Annotated in this window: 18 protein-coding genes; 16 read left to right on the top strand and 2 right to left on the bottom strand. The window is 34.4% G+C overall.

Annotation, left to right across the window (positions count from 1 at the left end; translation table 11 throughout):
* Positions 1-24 precede the first annotated feature (24 nt).
* Positions 25-498, bottom strand: coding sequence for a TspO/MBR family protein (locus IEV50_RS07680; protein WP_188412679.1), 474 nt, complete (start codon positions 496-498; stop codon positions 25-27).
* A 43-nt stretch (positions 499-541) separates the two neighbouring features.
* On the bottom strand, positions 542-1,891 hold the full coding sequence (locus IEV50_RS07675) for a M28 family metallopeptidase (RefSeq protein WP_188412676.1): 1,350 nt from the start codon (positions 1,889-1,891) through the stop codon (positions 542-544).
* Between the two features lie 380 nt (positions 1,892-2,271).
* Here IEV50_RS07675 and IEV50_RS07670 point away from each other — a divergent pair, with 380 nt between their 5' ends.
* From IEV50_RS07670 to glgP, 16 genes are all read left to right on the top strand, one after another.
* Entirely contained in the window at positions 2,272-2,730 is a 459-nt protein-coding gene (locus tag IEV50_RS07670; protein WP_188412674.1) for a hypothetical protein, read from the top strand.
* Positions 2,731-2,802: 72 nt separating this feature from the next.
* The gene (locus tag IEV50_RS07665; RefSeq protein WP_188412672.1) at positions 2,803-3,249 is read left to right on the top strand and encodes a hypothetical protein; all 447 of its coding nucleotides are present in this window, start codon (positions 2,803-2,805) and stop codon (positions 3,247-3,249) included.
* Positions 3,250-3,418: 169 nt separating this feature from the next.
* Positions 3,419-5,188, top strand: coding sequence for a hypothetical protein (locus IEV50_RS07660; RefSeq protein WP_188412670.1), 1,770 nt, complete (start codon positions 3,419-3,421; stop codon positions 5,186-5,188).
* A 57-nt stretch (positions 5,189-5,245) separates the two neighbouring features.
* Positions 5,246-6,436 carry a PAS domain-containing sensor histidine kinase gene (locus tag IEV50_RS07655; protein ID WP_188412922.1) on the top strand — a complete coding sequence of 397 codons (1,191 nt, stop codon included), beginning with the start codon at positions 5,246-5,248 and terminating at the stop codon, positions 6,434-6,436.
* A gap of 23 nt (positions 6,437-6,459) precedes the next feature.
* Complete coding sequence (locus tag IEV50_RS07650; protein ID WP_188412668.1) at positions 6,460-7,491, top strand: response regulator; 1,032 nt, start codon at positions 6,460-6,462, stop codon at positions 7,489-7,491.
* A 104-nt stretch (positions 7,492-7,595) separates the two neighbouring features.
* On the top strand, positions 7,596-8,024 hold the full coding sequence (locus tag IEV50_RS07645) for a Rossmann-fold NAD(P)-binding domain-containing protein (RefSeq protein WP_188412666.1): 429 nt from the start codon (positions 7,596-7,598) through the stop codon (positions 8,022-8,024).
* The gene (gene hemN / locus IEV50_RS07640; RefSeq protein ID WP_188412664.1) at positions 8,024-9,370 is read left to right on the top strand and encodes an oxygen-independent coproporphyrinogen III oxidase; all 1,347 of its coding nucleotides are present in this window, start codon (positions 8,024-8,026) and stop codon (positions 9,368-9,370) included. The genes IEV50_RS07645 and hemN overlap by 1 nt, the downstream gene beginning before the upstream one ends.
* 12 nt (positions 9,371-9,382) lie before the next feature.
* Positions 9,383-11,770 (top strand): heavy metal translocating P-type ATPase, encoded by a 2,388-nt coding sequence (locus IEV50_RS07635; RefSeq protein ID WP_188412662.1) that lies wholly within the window; start codon positions 9,383-9,385, stop codon positions 11,768-11,770.
* Positions 11,767-11,946, top strand: a complete 180-nt coding sequence (ccoS, locus tag IEV50_RS07630; protein WP_188412660.1) for a cbb3-type cytochrome oxidase assembly protein CcoS — start codon at positions 11,767-11,769, stop codon at positions 11,944-11,946. Before IEV50_RS07635 ends, ccoS begins: the two co-directional genes overlap by 4 nt.
* 66 nt (positions 11,947-12,012) lie before the next feature.
* Positions 12,013-14,154, top strand: a complete 2,142-nt coding sequence (gene ccoN, locus IEV50_RS07625; protein ID WP_188412658.1) for a cytochrome-c oxidase, cbb3-type subunit I — start codon at positions 12,013-12,015, stop codon at positions 14,152-14,154.
* A 4-nt stretch (positions 14,155-14,158) separates the two neighbouring features.
* Positions 14,159-14,341: a hypothetical protein gene (locus IEV50_RS07620; RefSeq protein WP_188412656.1), complete on the top strand. Its 183-nt coding sequence runs from the start codon at positions 14,159-14,161 to the stop codon at positions 14,339-14,341.
* Positions 14,328-15,293, top strand: coding sequence for a cbb3-type cytochrome c oxidase N-terminal domain-containing protein (locus IEV50_RS07615; RefSeq protein ID WP_229746669.1), 966 nt, complete (start codon positions 14,328-14,330; stop codon positions 15,291-15,293). The genes IEV50_RS07620 and IEV50_RS07615 overlap by 14 nt, the downstream gene beginning before the upstream one ends.
* On the top strand, positions 15,277-16,647 hold the full coding sequence (gene ccoG, locus IEV50_RS07610; protein WP_188412654.1) for a cytochrome c oxidase accessory protein CcoG: 1,371 nt from the start codon (positions 15,277-15,279) through the stop codon (positions 16,645-16,647). The genes IEV50_RS07615 and ccoG overlap by 17 nt, the downstream gene beginning before the upstream one ends.
* Positions 16,648-16,680: 33 nt before the next feature.
* A complete protein-coding gene (locus IEV50_RS07605; RefSeq protein ID WP_188412652.1) occupies positions 16,681-17,109 on the top strand; it encodes a FixH family protein in 429 nt (142 codons plus the stop codon).
* Positions 17,109-17,807: a sulfite exporter TauE/SafE family protein gene (locus IEV50_RS07600; protein ID WP_229746672.1), complete on the top strand. Its 699-nt coding sequence runs from the start codon at positions 17,109-17,111 to the stop codon at positions 17,805-17,807. The genes IEV50_RS07605 and IEV50_RS07600 overlap by 1 nt, the downstream gene beginning before the upstream one ends.
* 149 nt (positions 17,808-17,956) lie before the next feature.
* Positions 17,957-19,609, top strand: coding sequence for an alpha-glucan family phosphorylase (gene glgP / locus IEV50_RS07595; protein ID WP_188412649.1), 1,653 nt, complete (start codon positions 17,957-17,959; stop codon positions 19,607-19,609).
* Positions 19,610-19,751 lie beyond the last annotated feature (142 nt).

Raw genomic sequence — 19,751 nt, 5'->3', positions numbered from 1 at the left:
AAAAATAAGGTTTTCTTTTAAAATTTAGTTCAGTATAAAGATGTTATAAGTTAAAAATGATGCAAAACTTACCCAAAGGATATAAGGAATAAAAATTAATCCTGCCCATTTATTTATTTTATAAAACATTAAAGCGTTAATAATGATGAAAATTAACAGCAGAATGATTTCAAAGAGCGCAAATCCAACCTCATGTAAATAAAAAAATATAAAAGACCAAGCTAAGTTTAACATCAATTGGATGAAATAAATTGCCACGGTTCTTGGAAAGTGAGCAATTTTGTCTCTTCTAATCCAAACAAGGTAAGCAGCTATACCAATTAACACATAAAGGCTTGTCCAAACGGGGGCAAATAGCCAATTTGGTGGATTAAAAGACGGTTTGTTTAATGTTGGGTACCAGGTTTGAACCGATTTTGCCGTTGCCCAACCACCTAATGCGCCAATGCTTAATGTTATTACAATGTTGATAATAAATGCTACCGGTTTAAATTTCATTCTGCTAATTTCTGATTAAACAAGCGTAAAACCTAAATGTTTCTTATCTGCCAATTGCAGGCACAACAGGTAAACTTTCATTCTCATCATTACCCGTGCTTTGAACCGCAAAAAGATAATTGTCCTTGCTGTAAGGCAAACGTAATTCGGTAGCCGTGGTAAAAAATTTCTTTTGCCATACCGCACTGCTGGTTTCACGCATTAAAACATAATAACCTTTTACAGTTCCATTTACAGGTGCTTTCCAAAAAAGAAATGTAGAGTTGCTTAGGTTTTTAACATCAACTTTAACTTCAGTTGGCATTGAGGGCGCTTTAGCCAGGTTTGCTAATACGGCAATATTTACAGCAGTATTTTTTCTTAGGTATTCAAAATCCATAAACTCAATTAAGTCGCCATACTTAATTCCTTTTTCTATTCTTAAATCCTGATGTTGATGTTCGAAGTTTTCATTCATTTCTGTAAGCCTCACGGCAGCGAAGCCGTTTTCTACGAAAGGCGTATGGTCGCCACCACGTAGAAACCTGTCGTTACGATAAATTAATTTTATTTCTAACTGATCAACATAACGTTCGCCAGTTTCTTTAACGTAGCGAGCAAGTTGTCTGCTTTTACCATCATTCTCCAATCCAAACTGGCGAATGTTCTTTGCATTTTTATCTAAATCGAAACTTGGTAAACCCTCACTAAATACACGAAGTTTAGTGTTGTCTATTATTTGAGTTTCGCTTGCGTTGTTGCTACCAATCATATCATTATTTAGCATCGCTTCGATATTCCAACCTTCTTTTTTTGCTTTTGCTGCCATAAATCCCGAGCCTAATAAAGATTGCTCTTCGCCACTAACGGCTACAAAAATAATAGTAGCAGGGAATTTATATTGACTCATTATTCTTGCTGCTTCAATTACACCTGCAACACCGCTGCCATCGTCGTTAGCGCCGGGGGCATCACTTACCCTATTCATAACATCTGTTACACGACTATCTAAATGACCGCTCACTACAAAAACACGTTTATCATTAACATCAGTTCCTTTCAAAATTGCAACTGCATTACCTAAATTTATTGGCTGATCAACACGTTTACCATCAGCTTTAATTGTAACGGTATCTAAAAAAGTGGTTAATCTGCCATCACCCTGTTTAGCAAATTGGCCGAATTTGCTTACTACCCAATTTCTGGCCGCACCAATTCCTTTTGTTTTGCTCTTTGTATCGCTTATAGTGCTTCTGGTTCCAAAGGCAACCATTTTTGTGATGTAAGATTTTAATGAATCTGGATTAACAGACTTAACCATTTTATCGATATCAGTATTACGATTTACAATGGTTTGCGCTTTTGTTGATATGGATAAACCACCTAAAAGAAGAAAAGTAAATATTTTTTTCATGCAATAATATTAAGAAAGCTAATGTATCGAATGATTGTGGATTGTTTTAGCAGTCTAAACAGAAATCCTGTAACAATTTAAAGATAAAATGGTTATATACCAGGAGTGAAACTGCACAATCGCTAAATATTATCATAAATTTGCCTGAAAAAATTGCTGCTGCAAAAACTTTTAAGTAGTAAGTGTAATTATTTTTATCTCAGTTATATTTAATATTTTAACTTGATAAGAAAAGAGTAGCTTGTTGGAGCTGAAAATTAAAAATGATTGATTTTTTTGCATAAATCCAAAATTATTATGGGCTAAGTAAATATTTTATATATTTATTTCTCATAAAGTTTTTTAAAATTTTAAGCTTTATTATATCAAAATTATCATAAATGGATAGGTTCCCCGTTAATCTGACCTCAGCTAAATGCGAATTGCTAGACAGAATACTTCAGGAATTTCAGCACGAAGAATATATTAAGGCCGATCGCGTTTTGCATATTTTTAGAGGTAATGCCATATTAGCATCCGAGTATCTTCAGTTGCTAAATCAACTAAACTTAATTATACTTATTGGTGAGGCTTATGGGCACCCACTTCCTGCTCTTATTGGCAAACAATCGGGATTGGAAATTTTTCTTAGTGAAGGCAATTTTATGAAACGCCTTGAATTACGAAAAATGCATGAAGAAACAGGAAAAAGCATGATTGAGCTTCAAAAGGAAATAATGGATTTAAGAAATCAGCTGGCTAATTGCAGGGAAATTATTGCTAAGCAGGAAATGGCCATGCTTGATATGGATGGTGAATTAAAAAGGTTAGAAGCAGGAATGGAAAATGACGATTTTTAAAAAATCTAATAGGTTGTAGCTTTTTTGATATCAACTGCGTTTTACCAATAAAAAAGAATCTAAATTAAGCTCATGAAAACATTAAGTACCTACGGAATTGTTATTTTTTTATCTCTTTTTATTTTCTCTTGTAAGAAAAATAAAGATGTTGATTTGCCAAAAGATGTATTAACAGGTGCCTGGCAAGAAGCACCACTATACGGAACTTCCCGTATATTGATTTTTGAACCAGGGGGAAAATTCACATTAAAGTTTATAAATAAAGCTACCGGAGATTGGTCTTTAATGCTAAATGGAAAATACACCATTACAAACGATAATTTAGCAGTTAATGTAACCGAAGAAGTAGCAAAACAAGTATCAGGTGCAACCGTTACCACACCAATAAATTATTCTTTTTTTGATAAAGGCAAATTTGACATCAAAAACTTTGTGCTTACAATTAACTATAAAACTTACCCTGCAGATGGTCCGGTTGATACTGAAGCAAAGTTCAATAAAATAATTCCAATAGATTAGTTAATTTATTTAAGGCTGTGATTTCTATTTCTGTCGCTTAATTAAACATTTTTAGGGCTAAGCTAAAACGAGAATTTTGCAAAAGTGATGCTCATCATTTTTTAATGTAATCATACTCTTTCCTGATTTAATTAGTGTTTAATAGGTTTGCGATAATAAAAACAACCTTATGTTGCATACTTTCCACATCCCGGTTTTAGGTCTGGGTTATTCTATTGATACACCATTAAAAGTAGCCAGATATGGCGTTTCCTCTGTTTTATCAATCGTAGATGATGAATTAATTGAGCGCATGCGGGCTTATCATTCAGAAAAATATACAGTAAAATATATACCTATAGATAAGCAGGAAACAGATTATCGCTCAAAAAGAATTACATCCTATTTAAATTTTTTAGGTGAAAGAATAGATGAGCAATTTAATGTACTAAAAAAACAAAATTTTGAAGCAGGTAATGATATCTGCCGTTATTTTGAGCTTTTGCCCGAAACGTCAAAACTTAAACGAAGCTACGATTTGATGAAGGATTATCCGGAAGGAGATGAGAAAACAACTTTTCAGAATGTATTGCGCAATGCTATGAAATTAGGTTCTGTAGATGTAAATATCATGGCAAAGGTTGATAAAATGAACTACATTAACAATGAATATTCGGGCGATTTAAATACAGATGCTCTTGCAGCTTTACGCGGATTTGCAGAAAGTAATTTAACTTCTTCGGTTATTCTTTCGGCTGGTATGAACCCGAGATTGTATAGTTATATGGAAAACTTTAAAGATTTTTCCCCTGATGAGAAAGGTGTTCAAAAAAAGAAAATAATATTGAAGGTTAGCGATTTTAGATCGGCATTAATTCAGGCTAAGTTTCTAGCTAAAAAAGGATTATGGGTGTCAGAGTTCAGAATAGAATCTGGTTTAAACTGTGGCGGACATGCATTTGCTACTGAAGGGTATCTTTTAGGCCCCATTTTACAGGATTTTAAAGTAAAAAAAAGCGAAATGTTTAATGAGCTAATAGAAAGTTACAAAAATGCTTTAGCTGTAAAAGGGATAATAATTTCAGACTTACCCAAACAAAGAATTACCGTTCAGGGCGGAATAGGTACTTCTGCAGAGCATAACTTTTTGTTAAAATACTATGGAATTGACGCTGCAGGCTGGGGCAGTCCTTTTCTTTTGGTACCCGAAGTTACAAATGTAGATGCTGAAACATTAGTGCAGCTAACGGACTCACAAGAAAGTGATTTTTACCTGAGCAGCGTTTCTCCATTGGGTATAAAATTTAATAATTTTAAAAACAGTACAATAGATTTACAAAGAAAAGAACGCATTGAAAAAGGTAGGCCAGGTAGTCCATGTACCAAGAAATATCTTTGCAACAATACGGAGTTTACAAAGCAGGCCATTTGCACTGCATCAAGAGAATATCAAAACTTAAAAATAAAGAGTTTAAAAAATGCTGGTTTATCAGATGATGAATACCAACAGCAATTTAATGAAGTAACCGAAAAAGTTTGTCTTTGCGAAGGACTGTGCTCTTCTGCATATTTAAAGTATAACATTTTTAAACCTAAAGAAAATAAGGCCGTTGCCATTTGTCCGGGGCCTAATTTAGCTTATTTCTCTGATGTATATTCTTTTGATGATATGGTTGGACATATTTATGGGAAGGTAAATTTATTAGAAAAAGTAGAAAGGTCACATTTTTTTATTAATGAGCTTAATTTGTATATCGATTACTTTCAGGAAGATATTAGGAAACAATTTCAAAACTTTGGCGATAAAAAAATGAAACGGTTAACCAGATTTAAATTACAGCTTTCAGAGGGTATAAATTATTACAAAATTTTATTTGGTGAATTTACTACTCAGGCGGCTCAGCAGTTGAAAGAACTTGCAATTGCAGAGGTTAAGTTAAATAAAATCATTATCCAATAAAGAAAAAAGGCATCATAATAACTTTTCTATATTTACAATTACATACAGATGAGTTTAATGGATAGATCGAAATTTTTAGATGCAATAATTGAAAATGCCATAGATGGAATTATAACTATAGATGATAAAGGAATTATTGAACATTTAAATCCGGCTGCGCTCGAACTTTTTGGTTATGAAAGAGTAGAATTGGTAGGGCAAAATATATCAAAACTAATGCCTGAACCAGATTATTCACGCCATGATAAATATCTTTCGAGATATGAACATACCGGTCAAAAGCACATTATTGGTACTGGTAGAGAAGTATCAGGAAAGCGCAAAGACGGTTCTGTTTTTCCTTTCAGATTAGGTGTTAGCGAAATAAAATTTAGCGATAGGAAAATATACACTGGTTTTATACACGATTTAAGTAAAGAAAAAGCAAACGAGGAGCAGATTAAAAGTTATACTGAAAAGCTAGAAGTTAAAATAAAAGAACGTACTCAAGATTTGGTTAAGCTTGTATCGGAACTTGAAATGGCTAAAGAGAATATGCGGGCACTTTTTCAAAAAGAAAAGGAACTAAATCAGCTAAAAACAAGATTTGTTTCCATGGCATCACATGAGTTTAGAACGCCGCTAAGCTCTATACAGTTATCAGCTTCGTTAATTGATAAATACACAACAAAGCAGGATACGGCAAGTGTAGAAAAACATACATTGAAAATTAAGAATTCGATAAACAACTTAACAACCATCTTAAACGATTTTTTATCATTAGAAAAACTTGAGGCAGGTAAGGTAGAAGCTTCTGCTCAATCTTTTAATATTATCAGCTTTGCTGAAGAAATAGCGGAAGAAATGCAAATGATGACTAAACAAAATCAGCATATTATTTATGAACATACAGGTACCACAGCTGAAGTTTACCTGGATGCTAACCTGCTCAAAAACTGTATCATAAATCTGATATCTAACTCCATAAAATATTCGGGAGAGGATACACTAATACAATTTAATACTATATTAAAAGATGACGAGCTTATTCTGGAAGTTAAAGATAATGGTATAGGCATTCCTAAAGCCGATCAGAATAATCTTTTTGAGCCTTTTTTTAGGGCACACAATACCGGCGATATTCCCGGAACCGGGCTTGGGCTTAATATTGTAAAGCGATATGTTGGATTAATGAATGGATCCGTGGTTTGTGAGAGCGAACAAAATTCGGGAACTATTTTTACGCTCAATTTTCGGTTCATAAAATAACTTATCATCATAAATCTCATCCCATGAACAAAAAAGTTTTAATAATTGAAGATAATGATGATATAAGAGAAAGTACAGCCGAAGTGCTAGATCTTGCAGGTTATGAAACTCTTACCGCAAAACATGGTAAGCTTGGGGTAGATATGGCACTAAAACACATACCTGATATTATTCTTTGTGATATTATGATGCCGGAATTAGATGGCTACGGTGTTTTGTATTTGTTGAATAAGAATCAAAGCACGGCCAACATCCCATTTATCTTCATTACAGCAAAAACAGAACGGGCAGATATGCGTAAAGGCATGGAAATGGGTGCTGATGATTATCTTACTAAACCATTTGATGATATTGAACTTTTTAAAGCGATAGAGAGTAGGTTCAAAAAGAAACAGCAAGCAACAGGTTTTAACTCTTTGGCAATAAATACCGAAGCTGTAATGGATGAACTTCGGAAAAAAGGAAAAACCAGATTGATTGGTAATAAACAAATTATATATGTTGAGGGTGATGAACCTACCCATCTCTACTATTTATTAAAAGGTCAGGTTAAAACATATAAACGTTTTAAAGATGGGAGAGAACTTAGCTCAAGTCTTTATCATGATGGTGATTTTTTTGGATATGAGAGCTTATGTAATGGCGAAATGTATGCAGATAATGCAGCAACATTATTCGAATCGGATATTATCCAAATACCTAAAACCGATTTTATGGAATACTTGCTAAATCATCAGGCAGTATCTAAAATATTTATTGGGCTGTTATCAGGAAATGTACGCGATAAAGGAAAACAGATGCTTGAACTGGCGTATTCTTCAGTTAGAAAAAGAGTTGCTGAAGCGTTATTGCAAGTTGCGGCAAAATTTGGCGATGGCAAAGAAGATAGCTGTACCATTCGCATATCAAGAGATGATTTGGCAGCATTAGTTGGCACTGCAAGCGAAACGATAAGCAGAATGTTGGCTGATTTTAAAGATGAAAAACTTATCGATAAAACAGGTAATGCCATTAATATTCTATCAGTGGAAAAACTTAAAAATATAAAACATTAAATGGTTTTTAAAAGCTAAATGTAATAAAAATCACATTTTAGCTTAATCTTCCTCATCAATTATAAGTCACTTTCGCCATAGTTTTGTTCACATAAACTCTGTATATGAAAGCTATAGCTTATAACATTAAGCCCGATGAAAAAGAATGGTTGGTTCTCGCCAACTATAAAAAGCACGACATTACTATAATTGCAAACAGCTTAACGGCCGATACGCTTTCATTTGCAGCTGGAAAAGAAGCACTTTTAGTATTTAATAACGATTATCTAAGCGAAGCTATGATTCAGGGACTTAAATCTCTTGGTATAAGATATATTGCAACTTCGTCTTTTGAAACTGACCATCTTGATTTAAAAGCAGCTGGTTCTGCCGGAATGAAAGTGGCAAATGTTCCATTACAACCAAGTAATATAACGCCTAAGCTGCGTATGGAGCAGGTTATTAAAAACCTTGATCAATGGGCTGCGGGCAAATGCGTGGGCAATGCATGTTGTTGCCAAAATGAATGTGCAGTGGTTAAAACTTTAAAATAATGGAAAATGCTGCGCTACTAAAAAAATATAATGTTGCTGCACCAAGGTACACCAGCTACCCAACTGTACCTTATTGGGATAATGAACTTTTTAGCATAAATGATTGGCTAAAATCTGTAACAAAAACATATTCAAATTATAACGAAGAGGGTATAAGTCTATATATCCACCTTCCTTTTTGTGAAAGTATGTGTACTTATTGCGGTTGTAATACCCGAATTACAAAAAACCATCTAGTAGAAAAGCCTTACATAAATGCATTGCTTAAAGAATGGAAAATGTATGTTAAAATTTTAGGCGGAACACCAAAAATTAAAGAGCTGCACCTCGGCGGCGGAACACCCACGTTTTTTAAGGCAGAAAACCTTCAAGAATTAATAAAAGGAGTAATGCATAATGCAGAAATTGCTAACGATGCAGAATTTTCTTTTGAAGCACATCCAGGAAATACAACTTCCCATCATTTAATAGCCCTTTATAACCTTGGTTTTAGAAGATTGAGTCTTGGTATTCAGGATTTTGATGCGAAAGTTCAGTTTCTCATCAATCGTTACCAAACACCAGATCAGGTTTCAAAAGTTACAGAAGATGCCAGAAAAATCGGTTATACTTCCATCAATTTCGATCTGATTTATGGCTTACCCGGGCAAACTATTTCTGGGTTAAAAGAAACCATTAAGGAAGCAATTATTATGAAGCCAGATCGTATTGCTTTTTACAGTTATGCTCATGTTCCATGGTTAAAACCAGGCCAAAGACATTATACTGAAAAAGATATCCCGGCTGGGGATGAGAAATTTGCACTTTATCAGGCTGGCCGGCAAATGTTTTTTTATGCTGGTTACGAAGATGTAGGTATGGATCATTTTGCGCTTAAAAGCGATTCATTGTTTCACGCAGTTAAAGAACAGAAACTCCATCGAAACTTTATGGGTTATACCAACCAACATACTCATTTATTAATAGGCTTGGGTGTTTCATCTATAAGCGATAGCTGGACAGCTTTTGCCCAAAACACTAAAACAGTAGAAACCTATCTCGATAAAATTCAAAATGGAATTCTTCCTGTTGAGAAAGGACATTTGTTAACTGCAGAAGATTTGGAAATCAGAAAGCATATCCTAAATATTATGTGTAAAGAAAATACCACTTATCATAATAGAATTCCTGAGGCAGTGAATATACGCTTGCAGCCTTTATTGATAGATAAATTAATATCAATTAATGAAAAGGAAATAAAAATTACAGCTCATGGAAAATCGTTCCTTAGAAATGTTTGCATGGCCTTTGATGAGAAACTATGGCTTAAACAGCCAAAAACGCAGCTGTTCAGTTTATCTGTTTAATTAAAGATTGGTATGGAAAGTAAAGAGAAAATAGTAAAAAAATTAGTTTGTTACCACTGCGGAGAGGATTTACCCAAACTAAAATTTGAAGTAGGCGATAAAGATTTTTGTTGCGCAGGTTGTATGGGTGTTTTTAAAATTCTTTCAGAAAATAACCTTTGCAATTATTATGCTTACAATAACAATCCTGGTAAGCAGCTTAAAAGCGAAAACCATTTAGAATACCTTGATGAGCCTAAAATTATTACCCAACTATTAGATTACAGGCACGAAAGTTCGAGTATAATTACTTTTTACATTCCGGCAATTCATTGCAGCTCTTGTATTTGGTTATTAGAGCATCTCTATAAAATTAATTCTGCAATCTTCAGTTCGCGTATAGATTTTCTTAAAAAACAAGTTACAATAAGCTTCAATCATGAAGAAATATCATTAAAACGTTTAGTGCAAACACTAAATCAGATTGGTTACGAGCCACTAATTAGTCTTCAAGATGTTGTTAAAGAAAATCGTAATTCTATTGATAAAACATTGGTTTTAAAAATTGCTGTTGCAGGGTTTTGCATGGGCAATGTTATGCTCTTTAGCTTTCCCGAATATTTTGGTCTTTCGGGTTTTGAGCAACAATTTCAATTGCTTTTTGGTTGGCTAAATTTGGCTTTTGCTATTCCTGTGGCTTTTTATTGTGGTCGCGATTATTTTATTTCTGCAATTACAAGTATAAAACACAAACACATAAATCTTGATACACCTTTAGCCTTAATTATTGCGGTATTGTTTTTACGTACGGCATTTGAGGTTGTTTTTAGCTTGGGGCCAGGTTTTGCTGATACGCTAACAGGACTTGTGTTTTTGCTTTTGATGGGAAAATGGCTCAAACAAAGAACTTATCATCATATTTCATTCGATAGAGATTATCGTTCTTATTTCCCCATTGCTGTAACAGCATTGCAGAATGGAAAAGAAAAACCTGTATCCATAAATGAAATCAAAATAGGCGAGCGCCTTTGGATTAGAAATGGAGAGCTGGTTCCGGCAGATTCTATTTTAATGAAAGGCAATGGTAGAATGGATATGAGTTTTGTTACAGGTGAATCGGAACCTGTAAATAAGGTTTTGGGCGAAATTATTTATGCTGGTTCAAGGCAAACCGGAGAAGCCATTGAACTTGAGGTGGTAAAGCCTGTATCTCAAAGCTATTTAACTGGCTTATGGAACAACGAACATTATAAAAAGCATGATTTAAAGCAGAATTTTAATGATAGCGTAGCCAAATATTTTAGTTTGGGTGTGTTTACAATTGCATTTTGTGCTACCGGATATTGGTTATTTCAAAGTGATAGCCACAAAGCCTGGTCGGCATTTACAGCTGTAATTATTGTTGCTTGCCCATGCGTTTTAGCATTAAGCACACCTTTTACTTTATCTGCTATATTATCTGTTTTCGATAAAAACGGATTTTATATTAAAAATACCGATGCTGTTGAAGAACTTGCCAAATGCAACACCATTATATTCGACAAAACAGGCACTTTAACAAGCAGCCAAACTGCAGATATATCATTTAGCGGAATGCTTGATAGCTCCGAAGAGATAGCGGTTTGCTCATTAATTCGAAACTCCGCGCATCCATTGAGCAGGCAAATTTTAAAAAAACTAAATGCAAATAAATTTTATGCTGTTCAGAATTTTTTAGAAACACCTGGAAAAGGTTTAAGCGGAAAAATTAAGGGACAAAAAGTTTATGCCGGAAATCTTTCACTTTTACCCGCTCATTTAAAAAAAGCATCGGGTAATGGAGTGCATGTCGTTATTGATGGTGTGTATAAAGGTTACTTTTCTATAAACCAGCATTGGCGCCCTGACTTAAAAGAACTTATCAGCAATTTAAAGAATAGCTTCAAACTCCAAGTTTTATCTGGTGATACAAATAAGGATGAATGCGATTTAAAAGCAATTTTTCCTTTAAATACAAAAATCAGGTTTCGTCAAAACCCTCATCAAAAACTTAGCGCTGTTTTAGAACTTCAACATGAAGGCAATAAAATAATGATGTTGGGCGATGGATTAAATGATGCAGGTGCATTAAAACAAAGCGATTTTGGAATCGCAATAACGGACAATATTAACAATTTTACACCTGGATGCGATGCAATTCTAAAGGGAAACTCATTAAACTTTCTTTCAAATTTTATTCAACAAAGTAAAGATGGATTGAAAATTATAAAAATAAGCTTTGCTATTGCTATCGCATATAACTGCATAGGTATTTATTATGCTGTACAAGGTACATTATATCCATTAGTTGCAGCAGTACTTATGCCCATTAGCACAATAACCATTATCTCATTTACAACTCTGGCAACAAAGTGGTTCGCCAAAAAAAATAAACTAGCGTGAACATTCTTTACTTTTTAATTGGCTGCAGTGTTTTAATGGCATTAATTTTCCTTGCAGCTTTCTTCTGGGCCTATAAAAATGGACAGAATGACGATGTTCATACGCCCGCGATACGTATTCTTTTTGATGATGATGTTACAGCAGGAAAAAGTGAAGAAGATCACTTTTCCAGTTAATCACCATCATCATTTAAATCAGCATACCACGGTACCTTTACTGCACAAACAAACTCATTTTGTATTATGCTGTTAGAAAAATTTACTTACGATAATAAAATTGTTCGAAACTTTGCTCTCGCCACGTTGGTGTGGGGAATTATAGGAATGACTGTTGGTTTACTTGCAGCCATGCAACTTTTTAAGCCTATAATGAACCTTGGTAGCCAATACACTACTTTCGGGAGAATCAGACCATTACATACTAATGCTGTAATTTTTGCCTTCGTAGGTAATGCAATTTTTATGGGTGTTTACTATTCGCTTCAACGCTTATTAAAAGCCAGAATGTTTAGCGATGTGCTAAGCAAAATTCATTTCTGGGGCTGGCAACTCATAATTGTTTCGGCAGTTATAACACTTCCTTTAGGCTTTACTACATCACACGAATATGCCGAACTCGAATGGCCGATAGATATTGCTATAACAATAATATGGGTGGTTTTTGGCGTAAACATGTTTGGTACAATTATTAAAAGAAGAGAAAGACATTTATATGTGGCCATTTGGTTTTACATAGCCACCTTTGTTACCATTGCTGTTTTACACATCGTAAACTCTTTCGAGTTGCCAATTTCTTTTATGAAAAGTTATTATGTGTATGCTGGCGTTCAAGATGCATTAGTGCAATGGTGGTATGGACATAATGCCGTAGCATTTTTTCTAACTACACCGTATCTGGGAATGATGTATTATTTCTTGCCTAAAATGGCGAATAGACCGGTTTATTCTTATAAGCTGAGTATTCTTCACTTTTGGTCTTTAATTTTTATTTACATCTGGGCAGGTCCTCACCATTTATTATATACCTCGCTTCCCGGTTGGGCTCAATCTTTAGGCGTAGCATTCTCTATTATGCTTATTGCACCAAGTTGGGGCGGTATGATTAATGGTCTTTTAACTTTACGTGGCGCATGGGATAAGGTAAGGGAAGATGTTACACTGAAATTTATGGTTGTAGCACTTACCGCTTATGGTATGGCAACCTTCGAAGGACCTTTGTTATCTCTTAAACAAATAAATGGTGTGGCACATTTTACTGATTGGATTGTTGCACATGTACACGTTGGCGCACTAGGGTGGAATGGATTTTTAACCTTTGGTGTTTTGTACTGGTTAATTCCACGAATTTATAAAACCGAACTATACTCTAAAAAATTGGCTGGCTTTCACTTTTGGATAGGCACTTTAGGTATTCTTTTCTATGCTGTACCAATGTATTGGGCTGGCTTTACACAAGGCTTAATGTGGAAAGAGTTTACACCGGAAGGCTTGTTAAAATATCCAAATTTTCTGGCTACAACCTTACAAATTATTCCAATGCATATTTTGCGTTCAATTGGTGGTGCATTGTATTTAACGGGTGTTATCGCCATGGCGTATAATCTCACCAAAACAATGCTAAGCGCAAAACTTGTTGCCAATGAACCTGCTGAAGCTATGCCTCTGGCAAAAATAATTGTTGATAGTTCTCCGGCTGATAAGGCTTGGCATAGGGTTTTAGAGCGTAAGCCAATGAAATTTATGGTACTTTCTTTAATCATAATTCTTATTGGAGGTATGGTAGAAATGATGCCAACTTTTACCATACAATCAAACATACCAACAATTGCAAGTGTAAAACCTTACTCTGCTTTAGAACTTCAAGGTAGAGATTTATACATCAGGGAAGGTTGTGTAAACTGCCATTCTCAAACCGTTCGTCCATTCCGTTCAGAAACGGAACGATATGGAGAATATAGTAAGGCCGGCGAATTTGTTTACGACCATCCTTTTTTGTGGGGAAGTAAAAGAACCGGGCCAGATTTGCACCGCATAGGCGGGAAGTATTCTGATGCCTGGCATTTTAATCATTTATTTGACCCTACTTCTATGTCGCCTGGAAGTATTATGCCTCCTTATCCATGGTTAATTGAGCAAAAACTAGATATAACCTCAACGCCAAGTAAAATAAAAGCGATGCAAACGCTGGGTGTGCCATATCCCGAAGGTTATGATAAACAAGCAAACATTGATTTAAAAATTCAGGCTGATAAAATTGCTTTTGATTTAAAACAAAACAACATCAAAATAAAAAGCGATAGAGAAATTGTAGCCATCATTGCTTATTTACAACGCTTAGGTACCGATATAAAAGCCAATAAAGAAACTATTCCTTCAAATCAATAATATTATGTTTAATCAAATAAAAGACTTAGCCGGAGGTGAACTTTACCTAATTACCTCTTTACTTATGTTTATGGTATTTTTTGTAATTGTGGGTATTTATCTGCTAAAACTAAATAAAAAACATATTGAAGTAATGAGTGAACTTCCTATTCAAGAAAATCAACCTATATCGTATGAAGAAGATTAAGCTATCCTTTTTATTTTTGTTTTTATCAGTATCAGCGTTTGCTGCAGACGGAAAAACGGCTATTGTTATTCCTTCTGAACCCGGACTAGGCTTAAACAGCGCTGAAATGCTAGTTGTAATTCTTTTACTTTTTACCCTTGTGCTGCTTTTTGTTTCGATAACACTTCTTAATGCATTTAAGGTGATGTACGAGGAGCAATTAAATCCAACGCCGTACTTGAAGGCAGTTAATGTACCAGTTTTAGATTATGACAGCTGGTTAAAACAAAAACCAACTAAACCATCAATATGGAATAAATTATTAAGCCTGCGGCCAATTGAAGAGGAGGAGGATTTGGTAATACAACATTCATACGATGGTATTAAAGAGCTTAATAACCCTGTTCCGGCATGGTTTAATTTCTTATTTTTTGGGACAATGATTTTTGCTGCGGGCTACCTTTTTTACTATCATATTGGTGGTTATGGTGATTTGCAGGATAAAGAATACGAAAATGAAGTGGCAAAAGCGCAGGTAGAAAAAGCCGCTTACTTAGAGAAATCAGCAAATACAATTGATGAAAACTCTGTAAAGTTTGATAACTCGCAAATCATTTTGGAAGAAGGCAAAAGCATTTTTACAGGTAACTGTGTTGTTTGCCACGGAGATAGAGGTCAAGGTGTTATTGGCCCTAACTTAACCGATGCGTATTGGTTACATGGAGGTGGGATTAATAACGTTTTTAAAACAATAAAATATGGTGTTCCAGAAAAGGGAATGATTAGCTGGGAGAAAAATTTAACTTCAAAACAAATTAGTGCAGTATCTAATTTCATACTTTCTTTAAGTGGAACAAATCCCCCTGGCGCTAAAGCACCACAAGGCGAAAAATACGAAGAAAAAGATGTTAAGGATAATGAAAAGAAAGCGATTGGTGATAGTGTAACCAAAACAGATGGCACAAAAAAATAAATCTGAAAGTAAAGGCAGAAATTCCCTATACCCTAAAAAACCATCGGGCAAGTTGTACACTTATCGGAAGTGGGTAAGCTATGGCTTGCTTTTACTTTTATTCTCATTTCCTTTTTTACGGTTTAACGGAGAACAATTAGTGCTGCTTAATTTTATTGAGAGAAAATTCGTATTCTTTGGATTAATATTTACACCACAAGATTTTTATCTTTTTGCATTGGCAATGCTTATATTTATCATGTTTATAGTATGCTTTACCGTTGTTTTGGGAAGGTTATGGTGCGGCTGGGCTTGTCCGCAAACCATTTTTATGGAAATGGTTTTCCGCAGGATTGAATATTGGATTGAAGGCGATGCTAATAAACAAAGAAAGCTCGATGCTCAAAAATGGAACGTTGATAAAATCTTAAAAAAAAGCATTAAACACTTTATCTTTCTTGTAATTTCTTTCGCCATAGCAAACACGTTTCTAGCTTACATTATTGGCTCAAATTTATTGGTTAAAATTATAACTGAACCAGTTTCACAACATGTTTCAGGCTTTTTATCTATTTGCCTGTTTACATTTATTTTCTATGGCGTTTTCGCTTATGTCCGAGAAGTAGTTTGTACGGTTATTTGCCCTTATGGTAGGTTGCAGGGCGTTTTGCTGGATAATCAGAGCTTAGTTGTAGCCTACGATTTTTCGAGAGGCGAGCCGAGAGGACATTCGCAAAAAAGTGCAGCCGATTTAAAATTTGGAGATTGTATTGATTGTGGACTGTGTGTTCAGGTTTGTCCGACTGGGATAGATATAAGAAATGGAACCCAATTGGAATGTGTAAACTGTACAGCGTGTATTGATTCTTGTAATGAGGTTATGCTCAAATTGAATAAGCCTAAAAACCTTATAGGTTTCTTCAATCAAGATTTTATAAAAGAAAGAAAACAATATAGAATTGGTATGAAATCTTATGGATACGCTGCTGTTCTATTTATCGTTATGCTAGTTTTTTCATCTCTAATTTATAAACGGGAAGATATTCAAACAATAGTTTTAAGAGCAAGCGGAACACTTTACCAAAGTAGGGGTAAGGATAAAACCAGCAACCTCTATAATGCAGAGCTGATTAACAAAACCAATAAAACGATTAAGTTTAGGTTTAAATCACAAAGCGATACCGATGAAATTGATTTTATACAAAAGGCAGATATTTTGCCTAAAGAAGGTTCTGCACATGTTACCTTCTTTTTAATTAGAAAAAACAATTCCATTAAGAAGTATAAAACAGATGTGGTTTTTGAAATAATTGCCGATGGTAAAATCTTAAGTACAGCAGCGACTAGTTTTTTCGCTCAACCAGCAGAAGAGTAATAAATTAATTTTTGTAAGCAGTTAAAAAAGAATATGAATTGGGGAACAAAAGTAGTATTGGGCATGGTTACATTTATGCTATTTATTGTTTGCATGGTTGTATATATGTTTTATGTACATGGCAGGGACGCACTTATTGAAGAAAATTACTACGAAAAAGGAATTAATTACAATGCGGAATACAATGCGAAAAAAAATGTCCTTAATGATGATGCAAAACCAAAAATTACGATTACCAAAAAGCAAATTATAATTCAAATAAAAGCAACTGCTAAATATGAACTTGTATTAATGCGACCCGCTAATAGTTTGGATGATGTTAAATTGAAAGGAAAAACATCAGGAGATGCTCATCTTATTCTGGTTGATATAACCAAAATGGCAAAGGGAATGTGGTTTTTAAATTTGCAATGGAGATCGGGAAATAAAGATTATTTGTACAAAGATAATATTATATTGTGATGAACTTTTTACCGCTTGCGTTTTTGATGGGCTTTTTTGGAAGTTTACATTGTGCCGTAATGTGCGGGCCGATAATGATTGGTATGCCATTTAAAAAAGAGAATCTCTTCAATTCTGGCTTGCAACTTTTACTTTATCAATTCGGTAGGATATTCGTTTACACCGCTCTAGGTTTAATAGTTGGCGCATTGGGTAACAGTGTTTTATTTTTTAGTAATCAGAAAATGCTTAGTATAATTATTGGTTCTTTAATGATTCTTTTTACTGCACTACATTTTAATAAGGCGTATAATAATTTTTTTTCTAAAATTCAGACTAAGGCATTAAGCCCATTAAGTAAAGCCATGGGCAAGGTATTTAATTTGCCAGCATGGGGATTATTTGCAGGCATGCTTAATGGTTTAATTCCTTGTGGAATGGTTTATCTGGCGTTGGCAACGGCATTAAATACAGGAAATATTAAATCGGGCGGAATATTTATGTTTCTGTTCGGTTTGGGAACTGCTCCATTAATGATGATGATTTCTTTAGGCGGAATTTTTTTAAAAAAGTATATCCGTTTTAATACCAATAAACTTATTCCATGGTTTATGTTTTTTATGGGTTTGCTTTTTTTACTGCGTTCTGCAGATTTAGGTATTCCATTTTTATCGCCAAAAAATAGCTCTGCTTATGGGCAGGCGATAGACTGTAAGTAGTGTTTTTTAAAAACTTTCATCCTACCAGATCAATCTTGTAATATTCAGTAAGTTTTAAAGTAACTATATCTTTTGTAAAACATTGTTAAGCAAAAGGTGTTGATAAAATGATTATTTTTGATCTGATTTAATCTTTATTATCGCACAATATGACCATTACAGATATTACAGGGTATACACCCAACACAAGTTACAGCAAATTAGTTGCTTACTTTTCTATGGAATTTGCTATCGATCAATCGCTAAAAATTTATAGTGGTGGTCTTGGTTTTCTTTCTGGTTCACACCTAAGAAGTGCATATGAGCTTAAGCAGAATCTAATTGGCATAGGCATGCTTTGGAAATATGGTTATTATGATCAGGTTAGGGATAAAACAAATAATATGGAGCCTATATTTATTCAAAAAGATTATTCTTTTTTGGAAGATACAGGAATCGTTTTTTCCGTTCCCGTTCATAATGGATTGGTTAAAGTAAAGGCTTTTTTATTAAGACCCGAAACTTTTGGTTCAGCGCCTTTATTTCTTTTAGGCACCGATTTAGAAGAAAACGACTACGTAAGCAGAAGCATAACCCATCGTTTATACGATCCGAATGAAACAACAAGAATTGCCCAATCTATTATTTTAGGTATTGGGGGAGGATTGCTTTTGGAACAGTTAAATATTACACCTGATATTTATCACATGAACGAAGGACATGCTGTTCCGCTTAATTTCTATTTATATTCAAAATTTAAAAACCTAGATGAGATTAAGAAAAGAATGGTTTTTACCACACATACGCCCGAACTAGCAGGCAATGAGGAACATGATTTCGCTTTACTTAAAGAGATGTCGTTCTTCTATCACCTGCAAGAACACGAGGTTAAATTTATACTTGGCCTTGATGGCGATAAATTTAATTATACTCTTGCTGCACTTAAATTTTCGGGAAAGGCAAATGGAGTATCTAAATTACATGGTGAAGTTGCCCGCAAAATGTGGGGCGGTTATAGTAATATTTGCGAAATTATATCAATTACGAATGCTCAAAATCGTAACTATTGGAAAGATTCTGCTTTTGATGAATTGATAAAAGCAAATGATGAGGAAGGCGCAGATGTTAGAAAAAAGGAAATGAAATCGCTGCTTTTTAAAGAGGTTGCTAATCAAACAGGAAAAATTTTCAGAGAAGATCTAATAACAATTGTTTGGGCAAGGCGATTTGCTGCCTACAAAAGAGCAGATCTTATCATGTACCATTGGGAACGGTTTTTGCAGTTTCTCCGTGAAACAGATATGCCCGTGCAAATAATTTGGGCAGGCAAACCTTATCCTGAAGATGTTGATGCTAATAAAATGTTTAATCAAATTATTGATAAAACCCGCTCTTTTGCCAATTGTGCAGTTCTGACCGGATATGAACTCGGCTTATCTGCATTGCTTAAAAAAGGTGCGGATGTTTGGCTAAATAATCCCAAAATGTATCGCGAAGCTTCTGGTACCAGTGGAATGACGGCTGTAATGAATGGAGCTGTAAATCTTTCACTTCCGGATGGATGGGTTCCGGAATTTGCTGTTGATGGAGAAAACTGTTTTATTATTCAGCCTGCAGCTGATGAGCTTTCTCAAGCTGAGCGAGATGCTCAGGAAAATTCAAATCTTATGGATATTCTTGAAGATGATGTTCTACCAATTTACTATCAGAATCCTGCTAAATGGTTTTCGATGATTCAAAAAGGTATAGAGGGCGTTTTACCTAAATTCGAATCTTCCAGAATGGCAATAGAGTATTATGAAAAGATGTATAATAGTATTTAATTATATCATTTCATACACTATAAAAGATAGATATTTTCCGTTATTAATTTGATTTATAGCATTTTAATTTTTTTTGTTGATAAATCAAGTAATTCGGAAAATATTCCAAAACCCTCATTTTTATATTTCTGAAATATGCCGT

The sequence above is a fragment of the Pedobacter mendelii genome, assembly GCF_014635725.1.
Classification (GTDB): domain Bacteria; phylum Bacteroidota; class Bacteroidia; order Sphingobacteriales; family Sphingobacteriaceae; genus Pedobacter; species Pedobacter mendelii.
Note: the sequence above shows the minus strand (reverse complement) of the source record. Positions and strands in the feature narration are given on the sequence as shown.